This is a genomic window from Streptomyces sp. RB17 (assembly GCF_009604455.1).
Lineage (GTDB): Bacteria > Actinomycetota > Actinomycetes > Streptomycetales > Streptomycetaceae > Streptomyces.
Map to the genome: position 1 here is coordinate 21,135 of NZ_WEGL01000020.1, position 22,979 is coordinate 44,113.

A 22,979-nucleotide genomic window follows, 5' to 3' on the forward strand; every position below is an offset into this window, starting at 1 on the left:
CTGCGCATGCGGTGTGCTCTTGCAGCCGGTCAGTGCAGCAGCAGGCCGAGGACCCCAGCGGCGCCGACGACGTACGGTTCGGGGATCTTGAAGCGCCACAGCAAGGCGAGGGTGGTCAAGGCTATGGCGGCGGTGGGGATGTCGGTGACGGCCTGGCGGGTCAGGACGACCACCGCGCCGCACAGGGCGCCGCCCGCGGCGGCGGTGGCTCCGGTGACGAACGCCTGGAGCTGGGGGTTGTCGCGGTGGCGGACGAACCAGCGGCCGGGGACGACGACGCCGAGGTAGATGGGGATGAAGATGGCGGTGGCTGCGACCAGCGCACCGGTGGTGCCGCCGACGAGGTAGCCGATGAAGGCGGCGGTGATGACGACGGGGCCGGGGGTGATCAGTCCCATCGCCACGGCGTCGAGGAACTGTGCCTGGGTAAGCCAGTGGTGCTGGGCGACCACGCCGTCGCGCAGCAGCGGGACGATGGCCAGGCCGGAGCCGAAGACCAAGGCGCCGGTCTTGAGGAAGAACAGGCCGAGGGAGGCGAGCGTCCCGCCGGAGGCGAGGGTGCCGAGCGTGGTGGAGGCCAAGGGCCAGGCGGCGATGCCGTACGCGGACGTGCCCTTGCCGGGGCGGCGGCGCGGCAGCCGCAGGCGCGGCCGTGCGTCGAGGGCGATCATCAGCAGGCCGGCGCCGACGATGAGGTAGATCGGTTCCCGGCCGGTGACGGCGGTGACGGAGAAGACCACCGCGCTGATGGCCCAGGCTCGCCAGTCCTTGCCGTCGGTGAGACGGACCAGTTTGTACGCGGCTATGGTGATGATCGCCATGACGGCCGGCGCGATGCCGTAGAAGAGGGCCTGTACGACGCTCAGCCCCGCGTAGTGGGCGTAGACGGCGGCGACGCCGGTGACCATGAGGAACGACGGGGCGATGAACGCGAGCGCGGTCGCCGCCGCACCGAGCGCGCCCCGCCTGAGGTAGCCGACCCACATGGCGACCTGCGCGGCGAGCGGGCCGGGCATGGTCTGGCCGAGAGCGACACCGTTGAGGAACTCCTGCTTGGCGATCCAACCGCGCTTTTCCACCAGGTCGCGCTGCATGTAACCGACCACAGCGATGGGGCCGCCGAACCCCAGGGTGCCCAGGCGCAGGAAGTACCGCAGCACGGCGGCGAAGCCCGGATCGCCCGAAGCCGTTGCCGGGGCGCGCCTGGCTATCTCGCTGTCGCCTGCGCTGCCGGGCGTCGTCGTGTCCTCGGAGCTCATGAGGGAACTGTAACCACGGTTGCATTTTCTCTCAATGGGCTCAGCGGTCGGCCGGCGAAGACCCGGGCGGCCCACGGCAGCGCCGTGGGCCGCCCGGGTCGGCAGCGGCAGACCGAGGTCAGTGGGCGTCGGCGTGGTGGGCCAGGGCCGCGTGCGGGTCGCTGCCGTGGTCGGTGTGGTCGGTGTGGACGGTGGCGGCGGTCAGGCGGGGTACGGCGTGGATCAGGGCGTGCTCGGCGGCGACCGCGAGCGCGTGGGCCTGGACGACGGTCAGGTGGGGGTCGACGACGATGTCGGCCTCGGCCCGCAGGGCGTGGCCGATCCAGCGCATCCTCACCTGTCCGGTGCCGCGCACGCCCTCGACGTCGCGCAGGGCCATCTCGGCAGCGTCGACCAGATTCGGGTCGACGGAGTCCATGAGCCGCCGGTACACCTCGCGGGCGGCGTCTTTGAGGACCATCAGGATCGCGACCGTGATCAGCAGGCCGACCACCGGGTCGGCCCAGCGCCAGCCGATCGCGACGCCGCCGGCGCCCAGGAGGACCGCGAGGGAGGTGAAGCCGTCGGCGCGGGCGTGCAGGCCGTCGGCGACCAGCGCGGCGGAGCCGATCTTGCGGCCGGTCGCGATGCGGTAGCGGGCCACCCACTCGTTGCCGATGAAGCCGACCAGTGCGGCGATGGCCACCGCCCACAGGTGGGTGACGTCGCGCGGGTTCAGCAGCCGGTCGACGGCTTCGTAGGCGGCCAGCGCGGAGGATGCGGCGATGGTGACCACGATGGCGATGCCGGCCAGGTCTTCGGCGCGGCCGTAGCCGTAGGTGTAGCGGCGGTTCGCCGCCCGGCGGCCGAGGACGAACGCGATGCCGAGCGGGACGGCGGTCAGCGCGTCGGCGGCGTTGTGGATGGTGTCGCCCAACAGGGCGACCGATCCCGACACCGCCACGATCACCGCTTGGATGACGGTGGTCAGGCCGAGGATGCCCAGGGACAGCCACAGCGTGCGCATGCCCTCGCGGGAGGTCTCCATCGCCGAGTCGACCTTGTCCATCGCCTCGTGGCTGTGCGGGGTGACCATGTGCGCCAGCTGGTGCCGCAGCTTCGCCCACCGGCCGCTCCCGTGGTCATGACTGTGGTCGTGACCATGACCGTGATTACCGTGGCGATGGCCGTGATCGTGGTGGCCGCCGTCGCCCGTGTGGGGATGCGGGTGGCCGTGCTCGCCGTGGTCGTGGCGGTGCGGCTCGTGGGTGTGGGACTGCTCGGTCACGGTGGTCGCGCCTTTCGCGGGCGGCGGGCTGGGTCGGACTGGACTCGGCGTTGCTACTTCACCATTATGTGCGTATGAACGCACGCATGCATCTATCAGGTGCGCACAGCTCGCAACAGCCAGACGACAGCGAGCGTCTCGCCGTCGCCGTGGAGGTGCTCGGCCTGCTCGCCGACCGCACCCGCCTGGCCCTGCTGCGGCGGCTCGGCGAGAGCGAGGCCGACGTCACGACCCTGACCGAGGCGACCGCGGCGACGCGGACCTCGGTCAGCCAGCACCTGGCCCGACTGCGCCTGGCCGGGCTGGTGACCACCCGCAAGGAGGGCCGGCGCGTGGTGTATGCCCTGCGGCACGGGCATCTGCGCCGTTTGGTGGACGAGGCGCTGAACGTCGCCGACCACCAGATCGGCCACCTGCCGCCGCACGACTGAACTCCGCCGGGCTGCCCCCGGCCCCGGCGCACGATCTGACGCGGAAGTTCCTCAGACCCCCGGCTGACGGAGGGCACCGGGATCGTGAGTAGTCAGGGTCGGGGCTGCGCAGGGGTTGGCGCTGCCGGTGAGGAGCAGCAGGAGGAGTCCGTTGAGAGGCGTGGCCTTGCGCGACCTTCCCAACTGCTCGCGCTGTCAGATGGTGATGACGTTGACCGCCAGTGAGGCGAGGGTGGCAAGCGCCCGGGTCTGGGCGTAGCGGCGTGGATCAGCCGGGATGCGGACGTCGGCGTAGAGGCTGAGGAAGACGTACGTGAGGACGGGCGCGGCCCAGTCGTTGGCGGAGAATCCCGGCAGGCCGTCCTCGTTCAGCGGCGTCATGTTCGCCGAGGTCCGCCACAGATAGACGGAGGCCGCGGACAGCACCGCGACGGCGGCGATGTCGGGCCATGCGGATCGGGGAAGCCGCCAGATCGCGATGGCCAGGGCGAGGATGCCGGTGATGGCGGCGGTCAGCCCGATGTGGGCGGTGCTGAAGATCTCGGGTGACGAGGCGATGACGAGCGGCATGGCGTGCTCCGGGAGGACGTGGTCAGGAGGGCTCGCGCCCCAGCAGCATGCCCCGGTGGTGGTACTCGTACAGGCCGTCGAAGAGGGGGCCGGTCAGCTCCAAGATCTGTTCGTCGTCGCAGATCATGGACAGGCCGCGCAGAATGACGTCCACGCCGGGGGCTTCGGGGGCGTCGTAGCGTTCGTCGTCGAGGTCGGCCTCGTGGACGATCTCCGCGAGTTTCCACAGCACGGGGTCGGTCAGGTCGTAGTGGCGCAGGATGGTCTCGAAGGAGCAGTCGCCGCCGTGGTGGCCGAGTTCGGCGCCGCGCATGTCGAACGGGGTGGCGTCGTCCGGGACTTCGGCGGGGTCGGTGACGAAGACGAACTCCGCTTCCTTGTCGATGTGCCGGCGGATGAGCCAGGCGCAGGCGGCTCGGTCGATGTGGATGCTGGCGCGGGTGGCCCACTTCATGCGTTCCTCTTCCGGTGGCTTGCGGCCTTCGGCGCTGTGCGGGCTGTGCCGGCCGGTTCGTCGGCGAGGGCGCGGACGGCGGCGTGTGCGCGGTCGCGTTCGAGGGGCGGGAAGAAGTCGCGGCGGTTTATGCGACGCAGTTCGGCGCGCAGTCGGCGGGCGACGGATGCGGTGTTGGCCGCACCGGTGGCCCGGGCGGCCTCGGTGGCCTGGTCGATGACGGCTTGGTATTCGGCGGCGCGGGCGGCGGCCATGGAGGTGGCCAGTTCGCGTTCCTGGGCATGGGTGGCGGGCCGGGCGATCCAGATGGAGGCGGTGCCGCCGCCCTCGATCGCCTCGTCGGCGATCCACTCCAGCTGCTCGCGGGTGCGGGCGTCGGCGGGCAGGGCAACCAGGCCGTCGGAGAGCTGGGCGACTCCCAGGCGCTTGAGCTTGCGCCAGAGGGTGATGCGGGGCGTGGAAGGCTCGCGGGGCATCCGATAGGAGAGCAGGACCCACTCGCCCGGCTCGCGGGTCGGACCGTCAGCGGCCATGGCATGTACCGATCCCTGAAGCGGACGTTGTCCCGTCCATCGATGCCCCCCACGGCCTGGATCCTGACTAAACGTAACCATGGTTGCACGGCGCTCCGAGCCCATCAAGCCGACGTGGATGGCCGCTGCAGGGCCGGCAGGCAGACCCATACGACCGCTCCGCCGTCGGGGTGGTTGAAGGCGCCGTACTCGCCGTCGGCGGCGCGGGCGATGGCGGCGGTGATGGCCAGCCCGAGGCCGGTGCCGCTGGTGGCGCGGGAGCGGTCGGCCTGGGTGAAGCGGTCGAAGGCGTGCGGGAGGAAGTCGGGCGGGAAGCCGGGGCCGTGGTCGCGGACCTCGATGCGGATCTGCTTGTCGTGGGGGCGGGCGGTGACTTCGACGGGGCCGTGGCCGTGCTGCTGGGCGTTGTGGATCAGGTTGGTCACCGCCCGCTCCAGTCGGTCGCTGGGGACGGCGGCGGTCAGCCCGGCGGGGCAGTCGACGGTGATGGCCTTGTCGGGGGATCCGTTGCGCAGGCGGGCGGCCACCTGGTGCAGAAGCGGTGCCAGCTCGGGCACCGCCGATCCGGCCGGGGTGGTGTCGCGGCGGTCGGTTCGGGCCAGGAGCAGCAGGTCCTCGGCGAGCTGGACCAGCCGTTCGGTCTCCTCGTGCGCGGAGAGGAGGGCGGCGTGCAGTTCGGCAGCGTCGCGGGGGTGCCGGAGGGCGAGTTCGATCTCGGTGCGCAGCAGGCTGAGCGGGGTGCGCAGTTCGTGGCTGGCGTCGGCGACGAAGAGGCGTTCGTGGTCGAGGGCGGTCTGCAGGCGGGTGAGCATGTCGTTCAGGGTGGTGGCCAGGCGGGCGATCTCGTCGCGGCTGGGCGGTACGTCGAGGCGGTACTCGGGGGTGTCCTCAGTGACGGCGGCGGCCTGGGTGCGCATGCGTTCTACCGGGCGCAGGGCGGCTGCGGCGAGCAGGTAGGCGCCGATGGTGGCCAGGACGAAGACGATGGGCAGCGCGGTGAGCAGTTCGCGTACAAGGTCGTCGAGGGCTTCCTGCTGGGCCTGGTGGGCAATGCCGGTGGCGGCGCCGTATTCGGCCTGGGACTCGCGGAAGCGGCTGAGGGTGAGGTAGCCGGCGCCGGTAAGGACCAGGGCCATCACGGCGGCGAAGATCGCGGTGAGGCGGATGCGGAGCGGGATGCGGTTCATGACGTGCGGCTCGTGGGGGTACGGCCGCCGTCACGGCGGATCCGGTATCCGGCGCCGCGAATGGTCTCGACGGCCTGGGTGCCATAGGGGCGGTCGATCTTGTCACGCAGGGCCTTGATGTGGGCGTCGACCACGTTGGAGCCGGGGCTGGTGCCCAGGTCCCAGCAGTGCTCGACGAGCATGGCGCGGGTCAGGACGGTGCCGGGGCGGCGCAGCAGGGCTTCGAGGAGGGCGTACTCCTTGGCGGTCAGGTAGATCTCCTCGGTGCCGCGCCGCACGGTCCGGGTGGCCGGGTCCAGGGACAGGTCGCCAGCGCTGAGGACGGCCGGGCGCTCGAACGGGCCACGGCGGATCATCACCCGCAGCCGCGCGAAGAGTTCCTCCAGGCTGAACGGTTTGGTCAGGTAGTCATCCGCGCCGCCGTCCAGGCCGCGCACGCGGTCGGCGACGGCGTCCTTCGCGGTGAGCATCAGCACGGGCAGCCAGATGCGGCGTCTGCGGAGGGTGGCGCAGACCTCGAAGCCGCCCAGGCCGGGCAGCATCACGTCCAGCACCATCGCGTCGTAGGCGGCCACATCGGTCAGAGCGAGGGCCTGGGGGCCGTCGGGAGCCGTGTCGACGGCATAGCCCTCCTCGGTCAGGGCCCGGCGCAGCAGTCTCGCATCTTGGGCTCGTCCTCGACCACCAGGATCCGCATCGCACCTTCCCTCGTCCGCCGTCACCGTGAACCTCGTCGCGTGGTTCACGATCCTTGCCGCTCATGAAGGTGGCATGAAGTCACCCGTTTGGCCGGGTGGCTCTTCATGGCAACTTCATCCGGGGTGGCTTCGCTGACCACATAGGCACCTTCGACTTCGACAACGATCTCGACGAGGAGTGGTCATGTCACCCCGTTCGATCACCAAGCCGGCCGCAGGGGCGGCGGCCGCGCTCCTGCTGGTGACGGGCGCCGGCCTGCTGGCAGGCTGCGGCACCCAGACGAGAAGTGATGCCAGCGGTACGAGCGTGGTCGCGGCGCAGGCTGCCGTCCGGCCGGGCCGCCTTCAGCAGCCCGTGCAGACGACGGAGAAGGACTGGAAGCCGGTCGCCGAGGCCCTCGGCCGCACCGGAACGCTGATGAAGGGCACCGTGTACCACGTCGCGCTGCCCCGCAAGGACCTCAAGGTCACCACCCAGGGCGTCGCGATCAAGCCGGGCCTCTCCCTCGGCGGCTACGCGAACTTCGCCAAGTACCACGACGGCACCATGCTGATGGGCGACCTGGTCGTCACGGAGACCGAACTGCCCAAGGTCACCGACGCGCTCCAGGCCGCCGGTATCGAGCAGACCGCCCTGCACAAGCATCTGCTCCAGCAGTCCCCGCCGGTCTGGTGGACCCACGTGCACGCCATGGGCGACCCGGTGAAACTCGCCCAGGGTCTGAAGTCCGCGCTGGACGCCACGGCCATACCGCCGGCTTCGCCGCCCCCGCCCACCCAGCCGCCCATCGCGCTGGACACCGCCGGCATCGACAAGGCCCTCGGTCGCAAGGGCACTGCCGACGGCGGCATCTACAAGTTCACCGTCGCCCGCAAGCAGGCCGTCAATGACGGCACCCACGTGCTGCCCGCCGCTCTTGGCCTCACTACCGGCATCAACTTCCAGCCGCTGGGCGGCAACAAGGCGGCCATCAACGGCGACTTCGTCATGACCGCACCCGAGGTGCAGACGGTCATCCAGGCACTGCGAAAGGGGAACATCGACATCGTCGAACTGCACAACCACTCCCTGACCGACCAACCGCGCCTGTTCTATATGCACTTCTGGGCCACCGCCGACGGAGTCACCCTGGCCAAGGCCCTGCGCCCGGCCCTGGACGCGACCGACCCGACTCCCGCGTCATGATCAGCTGGGGTCAGATCGGCTACGGCGCGGCGCTGTCGGCCGTCCTCGCCGCCGTCCTCATCGTCATCGCCAGGGGCCGCCCCCGAGCGGCGGTGACCACGGGTGCGCTCGCCGCGGCCCTCGGGCCCCTTGCCTGGAACGCCATCCTCCGGGCCGCCCACGGGGACCAGTTCTTCACCGACGCACCCGTGATGGTCTTCCCGGTCAGCTGGCAAGACACCGGCTCCGGAGTCTTCACGCTGGCCGCCGCGTCCCTCGGCTACGGGCTGGGTCCGCTAGCCACCCAGCCAGCGCGCACCAGCGTCCGCTACTCGCTCCTGGCCGCTGTCGCAGCCCTGCTCGTCGACATCTACTTGTACTGAACGGCCCCGGTCGTCCCGCCACCCCGAACTCCTCCGGACGGTGGGACGGCCCTCGCCACCTCACCGCCGACCCCTGGAAAGCCGCCCATGACCCGTCGCCTTACTCCTCGTGCCCTGCTGGCCCTGGCCGCCGGCCTGGTCATCGCCGTCGCCGCCGCTGTGGCCGGCGTGACGCTCACCCGCGGCAGCAGCCAACCACCCAAGGAGGCGCTGCCACTCCGGCTGGTCAAGGAGATCGCCCTGCCGGGCGACAGCTCCCGCTTCGACTACGCCAGCCTCGACCCCGCCCGCGGCCTGCTGTTCATCGCCCACCTCGGCGCGAGCCAGGTCATCGAGGTGGACACCCACGCGGACGAGGCCGTACGGACCATCACCGACCTGCCCGGTGTCCACGGCGTCCTGGTCGTCCCCGCCCTGCACCGCGTGTACGCCACCGCCAGCGACGCAAACCAGGTCGCCGCCATCGACGAGACCACCGGCAAGGTCCTGTACCGCAGCCCCACCGGCGGCACCCCCGACGGCCTGGCCTACGACCCGTTGCACCACACGGTGTGGACCACCAACGAGTCCGGCGGCTCGGAGACCGTCGTCGACGCCAACAGCGGAGCGGTCCGCGGCACGGTGACCCTGGGGGGCGAGGCCGGCAATGTCGCCTACGACCCCACCACCCAGCAGATGCTCGTCGACGTCCAGACCCGCAACGAACTCGCCGTGATCGACCCCGCCACTCTCCACATCACCCGCCGTGTCCCGCTGCCCGGCTGCGATCACGACCACGGCCTCATCCTGGCCCCCGCCGACCGGCTGGCATTCGTCGCCTGCGACGGCAACGCCCGCTTGCTCACCCTGGACCTGACCACCTGGCACGTCACCGGCACCGACCAGGTCGGCCAGGACCCCGACGTCCTCGCCTACGACCCCGCGGCCCGCCACCTCTACGTCGCCGCTGAATCCGGCTGGGTCACCACTGCCGACAATCGCAGCCGGCACCTGACCGTCACCGGCCGCGCCCACCTGGCCGACGGCGCCCACGTTGTCGCTGTCGACTCCACCACCCATCGCAGCTACTACCCTGTCCCGCACGGCTCCGGCGGGCACCCGGCCCTCCTGGTCTATCAGCCGGCTCCGTGAGGCCGGTCGACGCTGCTGACACCGCCTACCAGGTTCGTGTAACCATGGTTGCATCAAGCTGTGGTCGGTGGAGGTGGCACCCGTGGAGACAAGCGCGTTCGCCCTGGAACAGGTCACCGTGCGACGCGGCGACGCGATCCTGCTGGAGGAGATCACCTGCGGCATCCCCGCATCGGCCTGCACCGCCCTGGTCGGAGCGAGCGGCGCGGGCAAGACCACCTTCCTGCGCCTCCTCAACCGCCTCGAAGAACCCACCACCGGAACCGTCACCTTCCAGGACCGTCCCCTGCCCGGCTGGAACGTCCTGACCCTGCGCCGCCACGTCACCCTCGTCGGCCAGCAGCCCGTTCTGCTCACCGACACCGTGTTGGACGACCTGCGGGTCGGCCGTCCTGACCTGGACCGGCGGGAAGCCGCGGCCCTACTGGACCGCGCTCACCTGTCCGCCGCCTACCTCGACCGCGCCACCACCAACCTCTCCGGCGGCGAGGCACAACGCGTCTGCCTGGCCCGGGCCCTGGCCGTCAGCCCGCAGGCACTGCTGCTGGACGAACCCACCTCCGCTCTCGATGCCGTCGGCACCACCGCCGTCGAGGGCGTCATACGCGAACTGGTCGCCGACGGCCTGACCGTGGTTCTGGTCAGCCACAACACCGCACAGGCCCGCCGCCTCTCCGACCACGTCCTCGTCCTCGACCACGGCCGCATCGCCGAACAGGGCGAAGCCCACCACGTCGACTACCTCAAGGAACCCGCGTGAACCCCGCCGTCCCCACCTGGGCGGGGGTCGCCGCCTCCGCCGCCCTGGTCCTCCTCACCATCGCCGTGGCCTGGCACGGCCGGCTCCGGCTGGCCCGCGACATCACCGTCGCAGCCATCCGAGCCGCACTCCAACTCGCAGCCGTCGGCGCCCTGCTGCTCCTGGTCTTCCGCCACACCGGGCTCACCGGAGCCATCGGCTGGCTCGCCCTCATGGTCCTCATCGCCGGCCGGGTCGCCGCCCGCCGCACCCCTGCCCTGCCCAAAACCCTGCTCACCGCCACTACCGCGATCACCACCGGTACGGCCGCGACCATGGGCACCCTGCTCGCCCTCGGCGTCATCGCCACCCAGGCCCGCGTCGTCATCCCCGTCGGCGGCATGGTCGTCTCCGCCGCCATGCAAGCCACCGCACTCGCCCTGACCCGTCTATCCGACGAGGCCCGCACCGCACGCCCCGCCATCGAGGCCCGCCTCAGTCTCGGCCTCTCCGCCACCGACGCCTTCGCCCCGCACCAGCGCACCATCGTCCGTACGGCCCTGATCCCCGCCCTCGACTCCACCAAGACCGTCGGCGTCATCAGCCTCCCCGGCGCCATGACCGGCCTCATCCTCGCCGGAGTCGACCCCCTCACCGCGATCCGCTACCAGATCGTCGTGATGTACATGCTGCTCGCCGCCGCAGCACTCGCCGCGCTCAGCGCCGTACGAATGGCCGAACGTGCCCTGTTCGACGACGCCCACCGCCTGCGCCCGCTTGCCGCACAGCCCACCGGCAGCTGACCCCACCATCGCATTTCACCTGCCAGTCCCTCCGATACGCCAGGCTGCAGGGATGTCGTCCCGAGGGCTGCCCTCGCCATCGAACACAGACTTATGGCGAACAGCTCATCCGCACGGTGTCGCAAGCGCCGGCGTTGACGAGACGGGTGCCAGCTTCCCTTCCGACCCAGGCACTGGCACGGTCGCCCGACACAGGTGTGAGCAATGGCCTGAATCTGTCGTGGATTCGAGGGCGGAGACCAGAGAAGCGTGGGCCGGTGGCGGCCTCGTGCGGGGGGTGTTGGTCGGGCCGTGTGCTTAGGCTCGCGGGCCGCAGGCAGGGACCACCGCGCACCTCACGCCTGTGCTGTGCCCTCCGGTGTAGGGCGGCAATAGCGGGGGAGCGTGCCATCGACGAAATCGAGCGTGGTCATGCCGACCGACAGTGCCACCCGGAACGGGCTCGGCCTCATGATCCCTTCGGAACTGGCGCAGTTCGACATCGACCTGAAGCCCGACACCGACGCCGCGGTCTACGCGGCCGCGCTCGGCAGGGCTCCGCGTCTGCCGGGCATCTGTTGCTCCCCTCTGAATTCAAGTTCAGCCCGACTCTCATCGCCATCGAAGCACTGGTGCCTGTTCACCCGGACGCTGGTCGCGGTGGCACCGTGGTATCGCTCGATGCGCAACCCCTTGTCTCGCGGCGGGAGCGGGAGGCGACGAAACCGGACCCGAAGAACCTCGTGCATGGTGCATGCCAGACCCGTTGCGGCCGGACGATCAGTGACCGGCGCGCGCCTATACCTCGATGTGCGAGCCCATGATGACCGTGCGGTCGCGGGGGAGGCCGAAGTACTCGGCGGCGTCGGCGGTGATGTAGGAGGTGGCGATGAACAGCCGCTTGCGCCAGGGAGCCATCGTTGGTGACTTGCCGCGCCGGAGGTCGATCTTCGACAGGAAGTAGGACGCCTGGTCGAGGTTCAACGGTCCTTCGGTCTGGGCCGGGGTGAGCATGGCCAGGGTGCCAGGCACGTCCGGTGTCTCCATGTAGCCGAACCGGGCGGTGACGTGGATGATCCCGTCGTCGCTGTAGCCGAGGTCATCGACGACGAGCCGCTGGTCGCCCGGGACGCGGGGCACGGGCTCGGTCTCCAGGGAGAGGATCACGACCTGGTCGTGGCGTACGTGGTTGTGCTCGACGTTGGCCCGCATGGCCAAGGGAGCAGTCTGCTTGCCCCGGTTGAGGAAGACGGCCGTGCCCGGGATCCGCAGCGTGGGCACCTTCTCTGAGCGGAGGTCGTCGATGAACTCGGGGAGCGGGCCTTCGAGTTGTGCCCGCTGGGCGGTGACGATCTCGCGGCCGCGTTGCCAGGTCGTCATGACGGTGAACGCGGTGACGCCGATCAGCAGCGGCAGCCACGCGCCGTGCACGAGCTTGGTCATGTTGGCCGCCACGAACAGCAGGTCCACGAAGAGCAGCACGGCGGCGCCGATGCCGATCAGCCACTTGGGCGTGCCCCATTTCTCGCGGGCGACGTAGAAGAACAGCAGGGTGGAGATGGTGATGGTGCCGGTGACCGCCATGCCGAACGCGAAGGCCAGGGCCGCGGAGCTGCGGAAGGCGAACACGAGCGTGAGGACCGAGACCATCAGCATCCAGTTGATCCAGGGCACGTAGATCTGGCCGATGGTGGATTCGGAGGTGTGCGCGATGCGAAGCCTCGGCAGGTAGCCGAGCTGGGCGGCCTGGGAAGTGACCGAGTACGCGCCGGTGATCACGGCCTGGGAGGCGATCACGGTGGCCGCCGTGGCCAGCACGACCATCGGCAGGCGTGCCCAGCCGGGTGTGAGCAGGAAGAACGGGCTGCTGATGTTGTGCGGACCGGCGAGGATCAGCGCGCCCTGCCCGAAATAGCTGAGGATGCAGGCGGGGAAGACGAGGAACACCCAGGCCCGGGTGATCGCCCGGCGGCCGAAGTGCCCCATGTCGGCATACAGCGCCTCGGCGCCGGTGACCGCGAGCACGACCGCGGCCAGGGCGAAGAATGCCGTGCCGAAATGGCCGAACAGAAAGCCCAGGGCGTACGTCGGTGACAGTGCCCCGAGGATGGCCGGATGGTCGGCGATGCCGGCGACACCGCAGGCGCCGATGGCGACGAACCAGGCGATCATGACGGGGCCGAACACCCGGCCCACCGCCGCTGTTCCCCTGCGCTGGACGAGGAACAGCAGCACGATGATGACTGCGGTGATGGGCACGACCGCGCTGTCCAGCGAGGGCTGGACGACCTTGAGTCCCTCGACCGCGGACAGCACCGAGATCGCCGGAGTGATCATGCTGTCGCCGAAGAACAGCGACGCGCCGAAGATGCCCAGCGCGGCCAGTACGGCAGCGGTCCGTCCGGCCGGCCGCGAGGTCCACCGCCGCACCAGGGTGATCAGAGCCATGATGCCGCCCTCGCCGTCATTGTCGGCGCGCATCGCCAGCAGCACATAGGTGACCAGCACGATGATCACGACCGACCAGAACACCAGCGACACCACCCCGTACACGTTCTGCGTGGTGACCGGGACGGGGTGCGGGTCGCCCGGGTTGAACACGGTCTGGAGGGTGTAGATCGGGCTGGTCCCGATGTCACCGAAGACCACCCCCAGGGCGCCGATCACCAGTGCGAGACGTGCCGTGTCGTGAGCGCTCGCACGACGAGCCTCAAGCGCCCCCGGGGGCGGCAATCCGTCGTCCGGCCCGTTCTCCAGCCGGCGATCCGCCATCGTGGTCCTCCTCCTTGCGGGTGCCTGTGCTGATGGCCCGGTGCGTCGGGTCGGACGATACCGATCATCAGCGCGGATACCGGTAGGTGGGGCCGGGCCGCTTCGACATAAGGGTGTCTGCGTCCTGCGGGCCTGCACGGCGGCCCGTGGTCGGGGGTTCCCCATCCCGATCCGCCTGATGCTCCTGGGCCCGACCGGTGCTCTGTCCTTCCGCTCCCGTGGTCGTCGCAACAGCCGGGCGTCCCGGTGCGTGGCCGGAATGCCCACGGCCGGCCGTGCCGACTCCTGCTGGCTGCCTGTCGGCACGGGTCTAACGCCCCACGGTCTGCGCCGGTCGTGCCGCACCCACATGGAGGACTTCGGCACCGAGAAGGTCCTCTCAGGGACGAGCGCGCGCAAGAGCAGTGCCCTCTCTGTCAAAGTGGTGTGAGGCGTCGCGCACGTGACTCTTGACGGTGGCGTGACCGGGCCGTGCGCTCGCGTGAGGTCAGGAAAGCCCCGACGCGCGGAGCACCGCCTGCACCGTCTCCTCGTCGATGTGGTGGCCGAGCCGTTCGAGGACCTCCGCTCCCTGGCGCAGCGTGCCACGCTCCAGCGAGCGGTGGACGCCCGTGTCGAGTTCGTGCCACAGCAGGGGGTTGGCGGTGAGGATGCGTGGGTCGAGTTCCAGGCGGTGGCCGTGGACGTCACGCAGGACGAGGTGCGAGGAGGGGCCGTCGTACTGACGTACGGCTGTCAGTGCGTCCGTCCGGACCAGGTGCCGGCGCCAGGGTGTGCGTACCGCAAGCCAGCCGGGCCCCGCGCTCACCCGGTGGGGAAGCAGGACGGTGGCCACCGCGGCCGAGAGGGTTGTCCAGAGCAGGGCGCGCAGGGGGGTCAGGCTTCCCGCGTCCCAGTCGACCAGAAGGCTCAGGGCGCAGAACAGCAGAGCGCAGCTCAGCGCGAGCCGGGCGCTGCCACGCCAGTGGCGGTCGCCGGCCGAGCCTGGCGGTCCGCTCCGTCGCATGACGCCGACGCTAGGCGGCCGTGCGGGGTGCGACGACCGCTGCTTACGGGTTCCTAGCGCCAAACGGGTGAATCCTGACGGGATCCTGACGCGGGCGCCGGGCGGGTCGGGTTCTCAGCCGGTGTGTACGCGGGGGCGTCGGGCGCGGTTCGGTTCCGCCTCGCGCAGGACCTCGCGGGTGACCGGGGCGACCTCGCCCTGGCCGAAGAGGAAGAAGCGTAGGAAGTTGGCGAAGGGGCCGCCCTCGGTCCATTCGAAGTAGATGTGCGGAGTGCAGCCCGTCATGTCCCGGGCGTGCAGGAGAAGGGCCGCCAGGGCGTTCGGGATGGACGCGGACTCCAGGGTCAGTACCCGGTAGCGGTCGTGCAGCACCTCGCCGCGCACGGTCAGGCCCGCCTCGAACTCGGAGGGGTCGGTGACGGTGACCTCGACGAAGACGAAGTCCTCCTGTTCCGGCATGTCGTTGTCGGCGCGGATCTGCTCGATCTTGTCGCGGTACTGGGCCTTGTCGCGGTGCCCGGGCTCGTTGGCGATGAACCGCATCTTGCGGCTGGCCATGTCCCGGACGAACCGTTCCGCCATCGGGTCGAGCGTCACGCTGGTCACGCGGAGTTCGAAGGCGCGGGCGAGGCGGGACAGCAGCGAGACGAGGATGATGCCCGCGATGAAGCAGGCACCGATCTTCACACCGTCCGGGCGCTCGATCACGTTCATGACCGTCGTGTACAGGAACACCGCGGAGATCACGGCGAACCCGATGGTCCACTTGCGCTGCCCGGCCTTGCGCGCGGCGATGGTGACCGCGATCGCGGCGGAGCTGATGAGCACCAGCACGCCGGTGGCGTAGGCGCCGCCCTGCGCGTCGACGTTGGCGTCGAAGATCCAGGTGACCAGGAAGGCGATGAGCGTGAAGACGATGACCATCGGGCGCACGGCGCGGGCCCAGTGCGGAGCCATGCCGTAGCGCGGCAGATAGCGCGGCATCAGGTTCAGCAGACCGGCCATGGCGGAGGCTCCGGCGAACCACAGGATGGCGATGGTCGAGACGTCGTAGACCGTGCCGAAGGCGCCGCCGAGGTACTCGTGCGCGAGGTACGCCAGCGCACGTCCGTTGGCCGGGCCGCCGGTCTTGAAGTCGTTCTCCGGGATGAGCAGCGTGGTGACGAAGCTGGACGTGATCAGGAAGGCGCTCATGATCAGCGCGGCCGTGGTCAGCAGCTTCTTCGTGTCCCGGATGCGGCCGGTCGGCTTCTCCTCTGTGTCCCCGGGATCGCCCTGCACGTGCGGCATGACCGCGACGCCGGTCTCGAAGCCGGACAGGCCGAGCGCGAGTTTGGGGAAGACGATCAGCGCCAGGCCGATCATGACGAAGATGTTGCCGTGCTGCGCGGTCAGTGCGCTGGACCAGTCGGTGATCACATGTGCGGCGGTGATCACGTGATAGAGGCCGACGGCCACGACGACGACGTTCAGCGCGAGGTAGACGCCGACCAGCGCGGTCGCGACGCCGATCGCTTCCAGGAAGCCCTTGAGGAACACCGCGCCGAGCAGCGCCACCAGGATCAGGGTGATCAGCATCTGCTGGCCATGAAGGGCGCCCGTCAGATGTGGGTTCTCGACCAGGTGGGTGGAGGCGTCAGCGGCCGACAGGGTGATGGTGATCAGGAAGTCGGTGGCAGCGAAGCCCAGCAGCGTGAGCACGAAGAGCTTGCCCTGCCAGAAGGACAGCAGCCGCTCCAGCATGGCGATCGAGCCCTCGCCGTGCGGGCTCTCCTCGGCGACCCGGCGGTACACCGGAAGCGCGCCGGCCAGGGTCACGATGACGAGGACGATGGTGGCGATCGGGCCCAGCAGTCCGGCCGCGAGCGCCGCGATGCCCGGCTGGTAGCCGAGGGTGGAGAAGTAGTCGACACCCGTCAGGCACATCACCCGCCACCACCGCTGCCCCTTGTGCGGGGGCTCCGGCTCGGCGTGGGGACCGGTGTGGCCGCCCGGCTTGCCCATGTCGGACAGGCCCTCCAGCATCCACGTCCGCAGGCGGCTGGTACTGGGAGGGTGTTCGGTGATGGCCATGGACGTGCTCCTGATGTGCGGCTCAGCGTGGGGTTTCCGGCCATCACACGGACGGCCGCACCAGCGTAAGCAGAGAGTGACACCTGAGCCCACGGATCATCTCGCCGGAGGGCGTCAATCTTCCGTTAAGACCGGTGGGGTGAACGCTGCCCTCACATCAAGGTCTGAGGCTGTCCCTTGCCCGGAGAGCGACTGCACCGTACAGGGAGAGTCGGCGCGTTACGCGCTGAGGCTGCGCCGGCTCATCCCTACCGGGCTGCCGACGGCGTAGTGGACGTATTCGCGGACCAGTCGGAAACCGGCGTTCCAGGCCAGGAGGCGGCTGGCGCGGTTGTGGAGGGAGCAGTTCCAGCCGGGTGTGTGGCCGCGGGCCGTGATATCCGCGCACAGGGCGGTGACGCAGGCCAGGGCGAGGTGGTGGCGTCTGCGGTCGGGAACGGTGTAGACGGCGACGTCCTCGTAGCCGGTGCCGCGGAAGTAGGTGCAGGCCACCGCGAGGATGCGGCCGTTGCGGCCCACCGCGGCCCAGGCGTGGCCGGAGGAGGCGAGGCCGTGCGGGCCGCCCCAGCTGGCCGGGAGCCAGGACGCGTCCGGGCCGAGGGCTTGCACGGCGTCGGCGTCCGCCAGTTCTAGGCGCCGTACGGTCACGGCGTGCGGGACGGTGAAGGGCTGAGGCGTGGCCTGGAGCGTCCAGATCATGCGCTCCCACGGAGTGAGCCGGTCGAAGGCGGCCCCGAGGGCGGGCAGGAAGCGGGCCGGGGCTTCGACGCGGTTGCCGGCCAGCGAGGCGAGGAGATCCGGAGTGAGCAGTTCCGCTAGGCATCCGCCAGCCTCGCCTCTTCCAGGTCCAGGGATCGCTGGAGCCGACGGCGGGTGGTGTCGCTGATGCGGTGCGTGTCGTAGAGGCGCTGCAGTTCCTCAGTCTCCACAGCGATCACGTCGCGGCGCAGCTGGCGGTAGACGAGGTCGGCGGACTCGGTGGCTGCGGCGGTGCCGTTGTGCTCGGCGAGGCGGTCGCGGGCGTCGTCGAGGCGGGCGTTCAGACCGCGGCGCAGCCGGTCCAGGACGACCTCCGGCACGACCTCCAGCTCCGCGAGCTCCTCCAGACGGGCGAGGCCGGCGTGGGCGAGGCGGGAGCGGGCCCGGGCCTCCTCGCGTTCGGTGTGGGCGGGCTCCAGGGCGATACGGGAGGCGCGGACGACCGGGGCGAGGGTGAACCCCTGGACGACCAGCGTCACGACCACCACGGACGTGGTCAGGACGAGGACCAGGGGCCGGTCCGCCAGAGCGGTGCCGTCCATGGCGGCCTCGGGTATGGACAGGGCCGCGGCCAGCGGCATCACCCCGCGCGTACCCGCCCAGGTCAGCACCACCGGCACCCGCCAGTTCATCCGGCCGATCCCGCCCTTGCGCTGCACGACCGCCGACAGGGGTGCCAGCCACAGCAGGCGTACGGCGATGAGGGTGGCGGCGACGACGAGGGCATACAGCGGCCAGGACCGGTCGCCGTCGGCCAGGGCCCGCACCTGCGCGGGCAGCGCCAGACCGATCAGTGAGAAGACCACGCTCTCCAGCAGGAACACCACCGTGCCGTATACGGCGTGCAGCTGGAGGCGTATGCGGGCGTTGGTGAGCCGGTCGCCGCGCCCGCCCAGGATCACTCCGGCGACTACGCAGGAGGTCACCCCGGAGGTGTGCGCGGCCTCTGCCAGCAGGTAGGCGGCGTACGGGGTGACCAGGGCGATCACCGTCTCCAGCACCGGTTCCTCGGTACGGCGCCGGATCAGTGCCACCACACCGGCCACGGCCGCCCCGATCACCGTGCCGCCACCGGCCAGCAGCAGGAACTCACCACCTGCCGCACCCCAGTTCGCCGCCGCCGATGCCACCGCGATGCCCGCCGCCACCCGGACCAGCACCAGGGAGGTCGCGTCGTTGAACAGGCTCTCCGCCTGGACCAGGACCTGCACCTTGGGCGGCAGGGCGAGGCGCCGGCCGAGCGCGGTCACGGCGACCGGGTCGGTGCTGGCCAGGATCGCGCCCAGCACGAACGCCATCTGCCACGACAGGGGAGTCACCAGCGCGGCCACCGCGCCGACGGCGGCTGCCGAGGCCAGCACGAGCCCTATCGCGAGGATCCCGACCGGTTTCCACACCGCGCGCAGCTCCCGCCAGGGCATGTCCTCCGCGCTCGCGTACAGCAGCGGGGGCAGCACGACCAGCCCGATGATCTCGGGGCTGATCTCGATCTGGGGGGTGCCCGGCAGCAGTGCCACGGCAAGGCCGGCGACCACCAGGAGCGAGGGGGCGGGCATCCGCCAGCGGCGCGCGAAGGTCGCCACCACGGTGGCCAGAATGACCAAGGCGAGAACCGTACCGACGCTCCGCATGCCGTCCCCCTGGGACTGAGAAGGGGAGCCACCCTGGCTCCCCTGCCGACCAGACTTCCCGGCACACCGCGGTCACCCTATCGGCCCAGGTCACGTCAAGACAGCGTCAATGTCCTCGGGACCGGCGCCAAGGATTCGCTAACACGCACCCCACCTGGCCCGCGGGAGGGCTTCCTTGGGAGCAGTCCCCCTCGACCACGGGGGAGTTGAGCCAGTGAGCGGAGCGCGTCGGCGGCGATGAGTGACGTACGGCCCGGACGACTGAAGGTCTACCTCGGGGCGGCCCCGGGGGTCGGCAAGACCTACCGGATGCTCGACGAGGGGCGGCGCCGTGCCTCGCGCGGGGCGGACGTGGTGGTGGGCTTCGTGGAGTGCCACGGGCGCCCGCACACGGAGGCCATGATCGACGGCCTTGAGGTTGTCCCGCGCACGTCCTGCACCTACCGCGGCGGGGGCTTCCAGGAGATGGACCTGGACGCGGTGCTGGCCCGGCGCCCGCAGGTGGCGATCGTGGACGAATTCGCCCACAGCAACGTCCCCGGTGACGGCCGCAACCCCAAGCGGTGGCAGGACATCGAGGAACTCCTCGCCGCGGGCATCGACGTCATCACCGCGGTGAACATCCAGCACCTCGAATCCCTCAACGACGTGGTCGAGAAGATCACCCAGGTCCCGCAGCACGAGACCGTGCCCGACGAGGTCGTACGCCGGGCCTGGCAGATCGAGCTGGTGGACATGCCGCCCGAGGGCCTGCGCCGCCGGATGGCGCACGGCAACATCTACGCCCCGGAGAAGATCGACGCGGCCCTCGCGAACTACTTCCGCCCCGGCAACCTGACCGCGCTGCGGCAGCTGGCCCTGCTGTGGGTGGCCGACCGGGTGGACGAGGCGCTGCAGGAGTACCGCTCGCAGCACGGCATCGGCGGGGTGTGGGAGACCCGGGAACGGGTCGTCGTCGCCCTGACCGGCGGCCCCGAGGGCGACACGCTCATCCGGCGGGCCGCCCGGATCGCCGCCCGGTCCGCCGGCGGCGACCTGCTCGCCGTGCACGTGGCCCGCAGCGACGGCTTGGCCGGCGGCGTCTCGGCCGCCTCCCTAGCCCGGCAGCGCCGGCTGGTGGAGGACCTTGGCGGCAGCTACCACTCCGTCGTCGGCGACGACGTGGCCGCCAGCCTGGTGGAGTTCGCCCGCGCCGAGAACGCCACCCAGCTCGTCCTCGGTACCAGCAGACGCGGCCGTCTGCAGCGTTTCCTGACCGGGCCCGGCACGGGGGAGACTGTGACCGAGCTGTCCGGCGACATCGACGTCCACCGCGTCACCCACGAACGGGCCGGACGCGGCACCCTCCTGCCGTCCCGGCGCCGCACGCTCTCCACGGCCCGGCTGATCGCCGGACCGGTGGCCGGGCTCGTCCTGCCGATGCTGCTCACCGCTGTGCTGGCCCAGGTGCGCGGAACGCTGGATCTGACCAGCGAGGCGCTGCTGTTCCTGCTCGCGGTCGTGGGCGTTGCTTGCATCGGCGGGGTCGCCTCGGCGGTGATCGCGTCGGTGACGGCGTCCCTGCTCCTGAACTACTGGTTCATCCCGCCCATCGGCTCCTTCACCCTGAACGACCCCAACGCCCTGCTGGCCCTCGCCGTGTTCGCGGTCGTCGCGGCCACCGTGGCCGGCGTCGTCGACCGCTCGCTCCGGCTGTCCAGACGCTCAGCCCGTGCCACCGCCGAAGCAGAGACCATGTCGTCCCTCGCCGGGACGATCGTGCGGGGCGAGGCGACGATTCCGGCTCTGCTGGAGCGGACGCGGGAGACCTTCGGCATGGAGTCGGCGGAACTGGCGGACGAGCCGCCGGACAGGGAGGGCACCGCATCGGTGCCGGCCGGTCCGGGCGCGTACCTGGTGCTGCGGGGCCGTACCCTCTCCTCCTCCGAGCGGCGGGTGCTGGCCGCGTTCGCCGCGCACGTCGGCTCGGCGGTGGAGCGGGCCCGGCTCGCGGAGGCGGCGGCGGAGGTGGAGCCGGTGAAGGCCGCCGACCGGCTGCGCACGGCCCTGCTGCGGGCCGTCGGCCACGATCTGCGCACCCCGCTGGCCGCCGGGTGGGCCGCCGTCACTTCCCTGCGCAGCCAAGACGTCGAGTTCACACCGGAAGACCGCGACGAACTCCTCGCCACCGCCGACGAGTCCATGGCCAAGCTCAACCGCCTCGTGGAAAACCTCCTCGACCTCAGCCGCCTGGAGGCCGGCGCCCTCACCCTCAACCTGCGCCCCACCTCCCTGGACGAGGTCCTGCCCATGGCGCTCGCCGACATCCCCGGGGTCGAGACGGTGGACGCGGAGGGGATCCCGGCGGTGCTCGCCGACCCGCCGCTGCTGGAGCGGGTGATCGCCAACCTCGCCTCCAACGCCGCCCGCCACACCCCGCCGGGACAGAAGGTACTGGTCACCGCCAGCGCCCTGGCGGGACGCGTGGAGCTGCGCGTGGTCGACCGGGGCCCCGGACTCCCGCAGACCGGCAGGGAACGGATCTTCGAACCGTTCCAGCGGCTCGGCGACACCGACAACACCACCGGACTCGGCCTCGGCCTGGCCCTCGCCCGGGGCCTGACCGAGGCGATGAACGGCACCCTCACCCCCGAGGACACCCCCGGCGGCGGCCTCACGATGGTCGCATCGCTGCCGCTCGCGGAGCAGACCGTGGCCGGACCCACCAAGCAGAGCGCAGGAGGCGCGCAATGAGCACGCACGCAGGCACCTGGAGACTGCACCGCACACACATCCCGGCCCACGCCTGGCCACTGCGGGACCGGATCGCCCTGACCGCGGGACTGGCTGCCCCGTTCGTGACGGCCCTCGTCCTGGTCCCGTTCCGTACGAGCCTGTCGCACACGAACGCGGCCCTCGTCCTCGTCGTGGTCGTGGTCGCGGTGTCCGCGTTGGGCAGCCGCGCGGCAGGCGTGGTCGCGGCCCTGTCGGCGGCGGCCTGGTTCGACTTCTTCCTCACCCGGCCGTACGAGACCTTTGACATCAACGCCACGGCGGACATCGAGACGGCGGTGCTGTTGCTGGTCGTCGGCGTCATCGTCGCCCAACTCGCGGCCCGCGCACGTCGGCTGGAGGTCATGACGGTGACGGAGGCCGCCCATCTGGCGCGCATCCACCGCACGGCCGACCTCGCTCAGTCCGCGAACTCGGCGGACACGGTCGTCGACCACGTCCGTACCGAGCTGACCGACCTGCTCGGACTGCGCGCCTGCCGCTTCGAGTACGGCAGCCTCATGGGACGGCCCCCGCGCCTGGAGAAGGACGGCAGCGTGTCGGTGGGCCGGCGCACGTGGAACCCGGACACGGAGGGCTGGCCCGAGGGTGAGATCGAACTGCGCGCCTACGGCAACGGCCACTACCTCGGCCGCTTCATGCTCACCCCCGGCCCCGGCGCCGTGCCCTCGCTCCAGACCCGGTTGGTCGCGGTGACGCTGGCCGACCAGACGGGGGCGGCCCTGGACACGTCAGGACCCGTGCGCGGGTGGTGAGGCCGCGCGTCGCGGGACTTCGACGGAGGCGGTGAGCAGGCACGGCGGATTCCCTCACCTTGAAATGTGATCTCGCCATGCCGGTGACTTACTGAAATTCGCTGTTTACCGGACACGGGCAGGGGCCGTCTGTGCCGCGGTCCCGGAACCGTCCGTGACGGTCACGCCACGCACGCCACGGCCGAGCAGGCAGCCCCTCGGCCGATGTCGTCCCCGACGGGATCGTCGACCGGTTGTGTCCGCACGTCCCGGCTTCCGCGCAGGTGGACAGGCCGCGCCGAAGTCAGCGACCCGGCCAGCTGTCTGCGGTGGCCACCCCGGCGGCGTCGAGGACGGGGTGCTCTCGTTGATGGCGTGGCTGGGTGGTTTGAGGATGTTGGTGCTCTGGGCTCGTCCGGTCTGCGCTCCCGGTTCCCTGGGCTTGGTCATCTACTCAGTGGTACCGTATAGCGGTACTCGGTGATACCGAGTACTAGGAGGGTCGAATAGGAGTCGAGCGTTCACCTGCGGTGACGCCCCGCGGGCGTGAAAATCGGTACAGGGGCTGTCCGCCGACGCCGCTTGATGTTTGGGCTGTGAGCCCGCATAGGAGTCTGGTGAGGGAGCCGTCCG

At 70.8% G+C, this 22,979-nt stretch carries 20 protein-coding genes; 8 read left to right on the top strand and 12 right to left on the bottom strand.

Annotated elements, in window-relative coordinates:
• Nucleotides 1-29: 29 nt before the first annotated feature.
• Nucleotides 30-1,259, bottom strand: coding sequence for a chromate efflux transporter (chrA, locus tag SRB17_RS42985; RefSeq protein WP_153547344.1), 1,230 nt, complete (start codon nucleotides 1,257-1,259; stop codon nucleotides 30-32).
• A gap of 118 nt (nucleotides 1,260-1,377) precedes the next feature.
• Nucleotides 1,378-2,355, bottom strand: a complete 978-nt coding sequence (locus tag SRB17_RS42990; RefSeq protein ID WP_153547385.1) for a cation diffusion facilitator family transporter — start codon at nucleotides 2,353-2,355, stop codon at nucleotides 1,378-1,380.
• 245 nt (nucleotides 2,356-2,600) lie between these two features.
• Between SRB17_RS42990 and SRB17_RS42995 the strand changes: the two genes are divergently transcribed.
• The gene (locus tag SRB17_RS42995; protein WP_153547346.1) at nucleotides 2,601-2,957 is read left to right on the top strand and encodes a metalloregulator ArsR/SmtB family transcription factor; all 357 of its coding nucleotides are present in this window, start codon (nucleotides 2,601-2,603) and stop codon (nucleotides 2,955-2,957) included.
• Between the two features lie 195 nt (nucleotides 2,958-3,152).
• Here SRB17_RS42995 and SRB17_RS43000 read toward each other — a convergent pair whose 3' ends face one another.
• The 5 genes from SRB17_RS43000 to SRB17_RS43020 form a co-directional block, all read right to left on the bottom strand.
• Nucleotides 3,153-3,527, bottom strand: coding sequence for a hypothetical protein (locus SRB17_RS43000; protein ID WP_153547348.1), 375 nt, complete (start codon nucleotides 3,525-3,527; stop codon nucleotides 3,153-3,155).
• A 22-nt stretch (nucleotides 3,528-3,549) separates the two neighbouring features.
• Nucleotides 3,550-3,981: a chromate resistance protein ChrB domain-containing protein gene (locus SRB17_RS43005; protein WP_153547350.1), complete on the bottom strand. Its 432-nt coding sequence runs from the start codon at nucleotides 3,979-3,981 to the stop codon at nucleotides 3,550-3,552.
• On the bottom strand, nucleotides 3,978-4,514 hold the full coding sequence (locus tag SRB17_RS43010) for a Chromate resistance protein ChrB (RefSeq protein ID WP_153547353.1): 537 nt from the start codon (nucleotides 4,512-4,514) through the stop codon (nucleotides 3,978-3,980). The genes SRB17_RS43005 and SRB17_RS43010 overlap by 4 nt, the downstream gene beginning before the upstream one ends.
• 104 nt (nucleotides 4,515-4,618) lie before the next feature.
• Entirely contained in the window at nucleotides 4,619-5,701 is a 1,083-nt protein-coding gene (locus SRB17_RS48355) for a sensor histidine kinase (protein WP_153547355.1), read from the bottom strand.
• Complete coding sequence (locus SRB17_RS43020; protein ID WP_323377546.1) at nucleotides 5,698-6,447, bottom strand: response regulator transcription factor; 750 nt, start codon at nucleotides 6,445-6,447, stop codon at nucleotides 5,698-5,700. Before SRB17_RS43020 ends, SRB17_RS48355 begins: the two co-directional genes overlap by 4 nt.
• Nucleotides 6,448-6,583: 136 nt before the next feature.
• Between SRB17_RS43020 and SRB17_RS43025 the strand changes: the two genes are divergently transcribed.
• The 5 genes from SRB17_RS43025 (at nucleotide 6,584) to SRB17_RS43045 (ending at nucleotide 10,620) form a co-directional block, all read left to right on the top strand.
• Nucleotides 6,584-7,585: a DUF1259 domain-containing protein gene (locus SRB17_RS43025; RefSeq protein WP_153547357.1), complete on the top strand. Its 1,002-nt coding sequence runs from the start codon at nucleotides 6,584-6,586 to the stop codon at nucleotides 7,583-7,585.
• Nucleotides 7,582-7,947, top strand: coding sequence for a hypothetical protein (locus tag SRB17_RS43030; protein ID WP_153547359.1), 366 nt, complete (start codon nucleotides 7,582-7,584; stop codon nucleotides 7,945-7,947). Before SRB17_RS43025 ends, SRB17_RS43030 begins: the two co-directional genes overlap by 4 nt.
• Before the next feature lie 87 nt (nucleotides 7,948-8,034).
• Entirely contained in the window at nucleotides 8,035-9,078 is a 1,044-nt protein-coding gene (locus tag SRB17_RS43035; RefSeq protein ID WP_153547361.1) for a YncE family protein, read from the top strand.
• An 82-nt stretch (nucleotides 9,079-9,160) separates the two neighbouring features.
• Nucleotides 9,161-9,838: an ABC transporter ATP-binding protein gene (locus SRB17_RS43040; protein WP_323377547.1), complete on the top strand. Its 678-nt coding sequence runs from the start codon at nucleotides 9,161-9,163 to the stop codon at nucleotides 9,836-9,838.
• Entirely contained in the window at nucleotides 9,835-10,620 is a 786-nt protein-coding gene (locus SRB17_RS43045; RefSeq protein WP_323377548.1) for an ABC transporter permease, read from the top strand. The genes SRB17_RS43040 and SRB17_RS43045 overlap by 4 nt, the downstream gene beginning before the upstream one ends.
• 777 nt (nucleotides 10,621-11,397) lie before the next feature.
• On the opposite strand, the gene SRB17_RS43050 is transcribed toward SRB17_RS43045, so the two are convergent.
• From SRB17_RS43050 to SRB17_RS43075, 5 genes are all read right to left on the bottom strand, one after another.
• A complete protein-coding gene (locus tag SRB17_RS43050; protein WP_153547365.1) occupies nucleotides 11,398-13,371 on the bottom strand; it encodes a potassium transporter Kup in 1,974 nt (657 codons plus the stop codon).
• 487 nt (nucleotides 13,372-13,858) lie between these two features.
• Complete coding sequence (locus tag SRB17_RS43060) at nucleotides 13,859-14,377, bottom strand: hypothetical protein (RefSeq protein ID WP_153547367.1); 519 nt, start codon at nucleotides 14,375-14,377, stop codon at nucleotides 13,859-13,861.
• Nucleotides 14,378-14,491: 114 nt separating this feature from the next.
• On the bottom strand, nucleotides 14,492-16,450 hold the full coding sequence (locus SRB17_RS43065) for an APC family permease (RefSeq protein ID WP_153547369.1): 1,959 nt from the start codon (nucleotides 16,448-16,450) through the stop codon (nucleotides 14,492-14,494).
• Between the two features lie 219 nt (nucleotides 16,451-16,669).
• On the bottom strand, nucleotides 16,670-17,149 hold the full coding sequence (locus tag SRB17_RS43070; RefSeq protein WP_153547371.1) for a GNAT family N-acetyltransferase: 480 nt from the start codon (nucleotides 17,147-17,149) through the stop codon (nucleotides 16,670-16,672).
• A 116-nt stretch (nucleotides 17,150-17,265) separates the two neighbouring features.
• Nucleotides 17,266-18,840, bottom strand: a complete 1,575-nt coding sequence (locus SRB17_RS43075) for a Na+/H+ antiporter (protein WP_153547373.1) — start codon at nucleotides 18,838-18,840, stop codon at nucleotides 17,266-17,268.
• Nucleotides 18,841-19,077: 237 nt separating this feature from the next.
• Here SRB17_RS43075 and SRB17_RS43080 point away from each other — a divergent pair, with 237 nt between their 5' ends.
• Nucleotides 19,078-21,573 (top strand): ATP-binding protein, encoded by a 2,496-nt coding sequence (locus tag SRB17_RS43080; RefSeq protein WP_153547375.1) that lies wholly within the window; start codon nucleotides 19,078-19,080, stop codon nucleotides 21,571-21,573.
• Nucleotides 21,570-22,367 carry a DUF4118 domain-containing protein gene (locus SRB17_RS43085; protein WP_153547377.1) on the top strand — a complete coding sequence of 266 codons (798 nt, stop codon included), beginning with the start codon at nucleotides 21,570-21,572 and terminating at the stop codon, nucleotides 22,365-22,367. The genes SRB17_RS43080 and SRB17_RS43085 overlap by 4 nt, the downstream gene beginning before the upstream one ends.
• Nucleotides 22,368-22,979 lie beyond the last annotated feature (612 nt).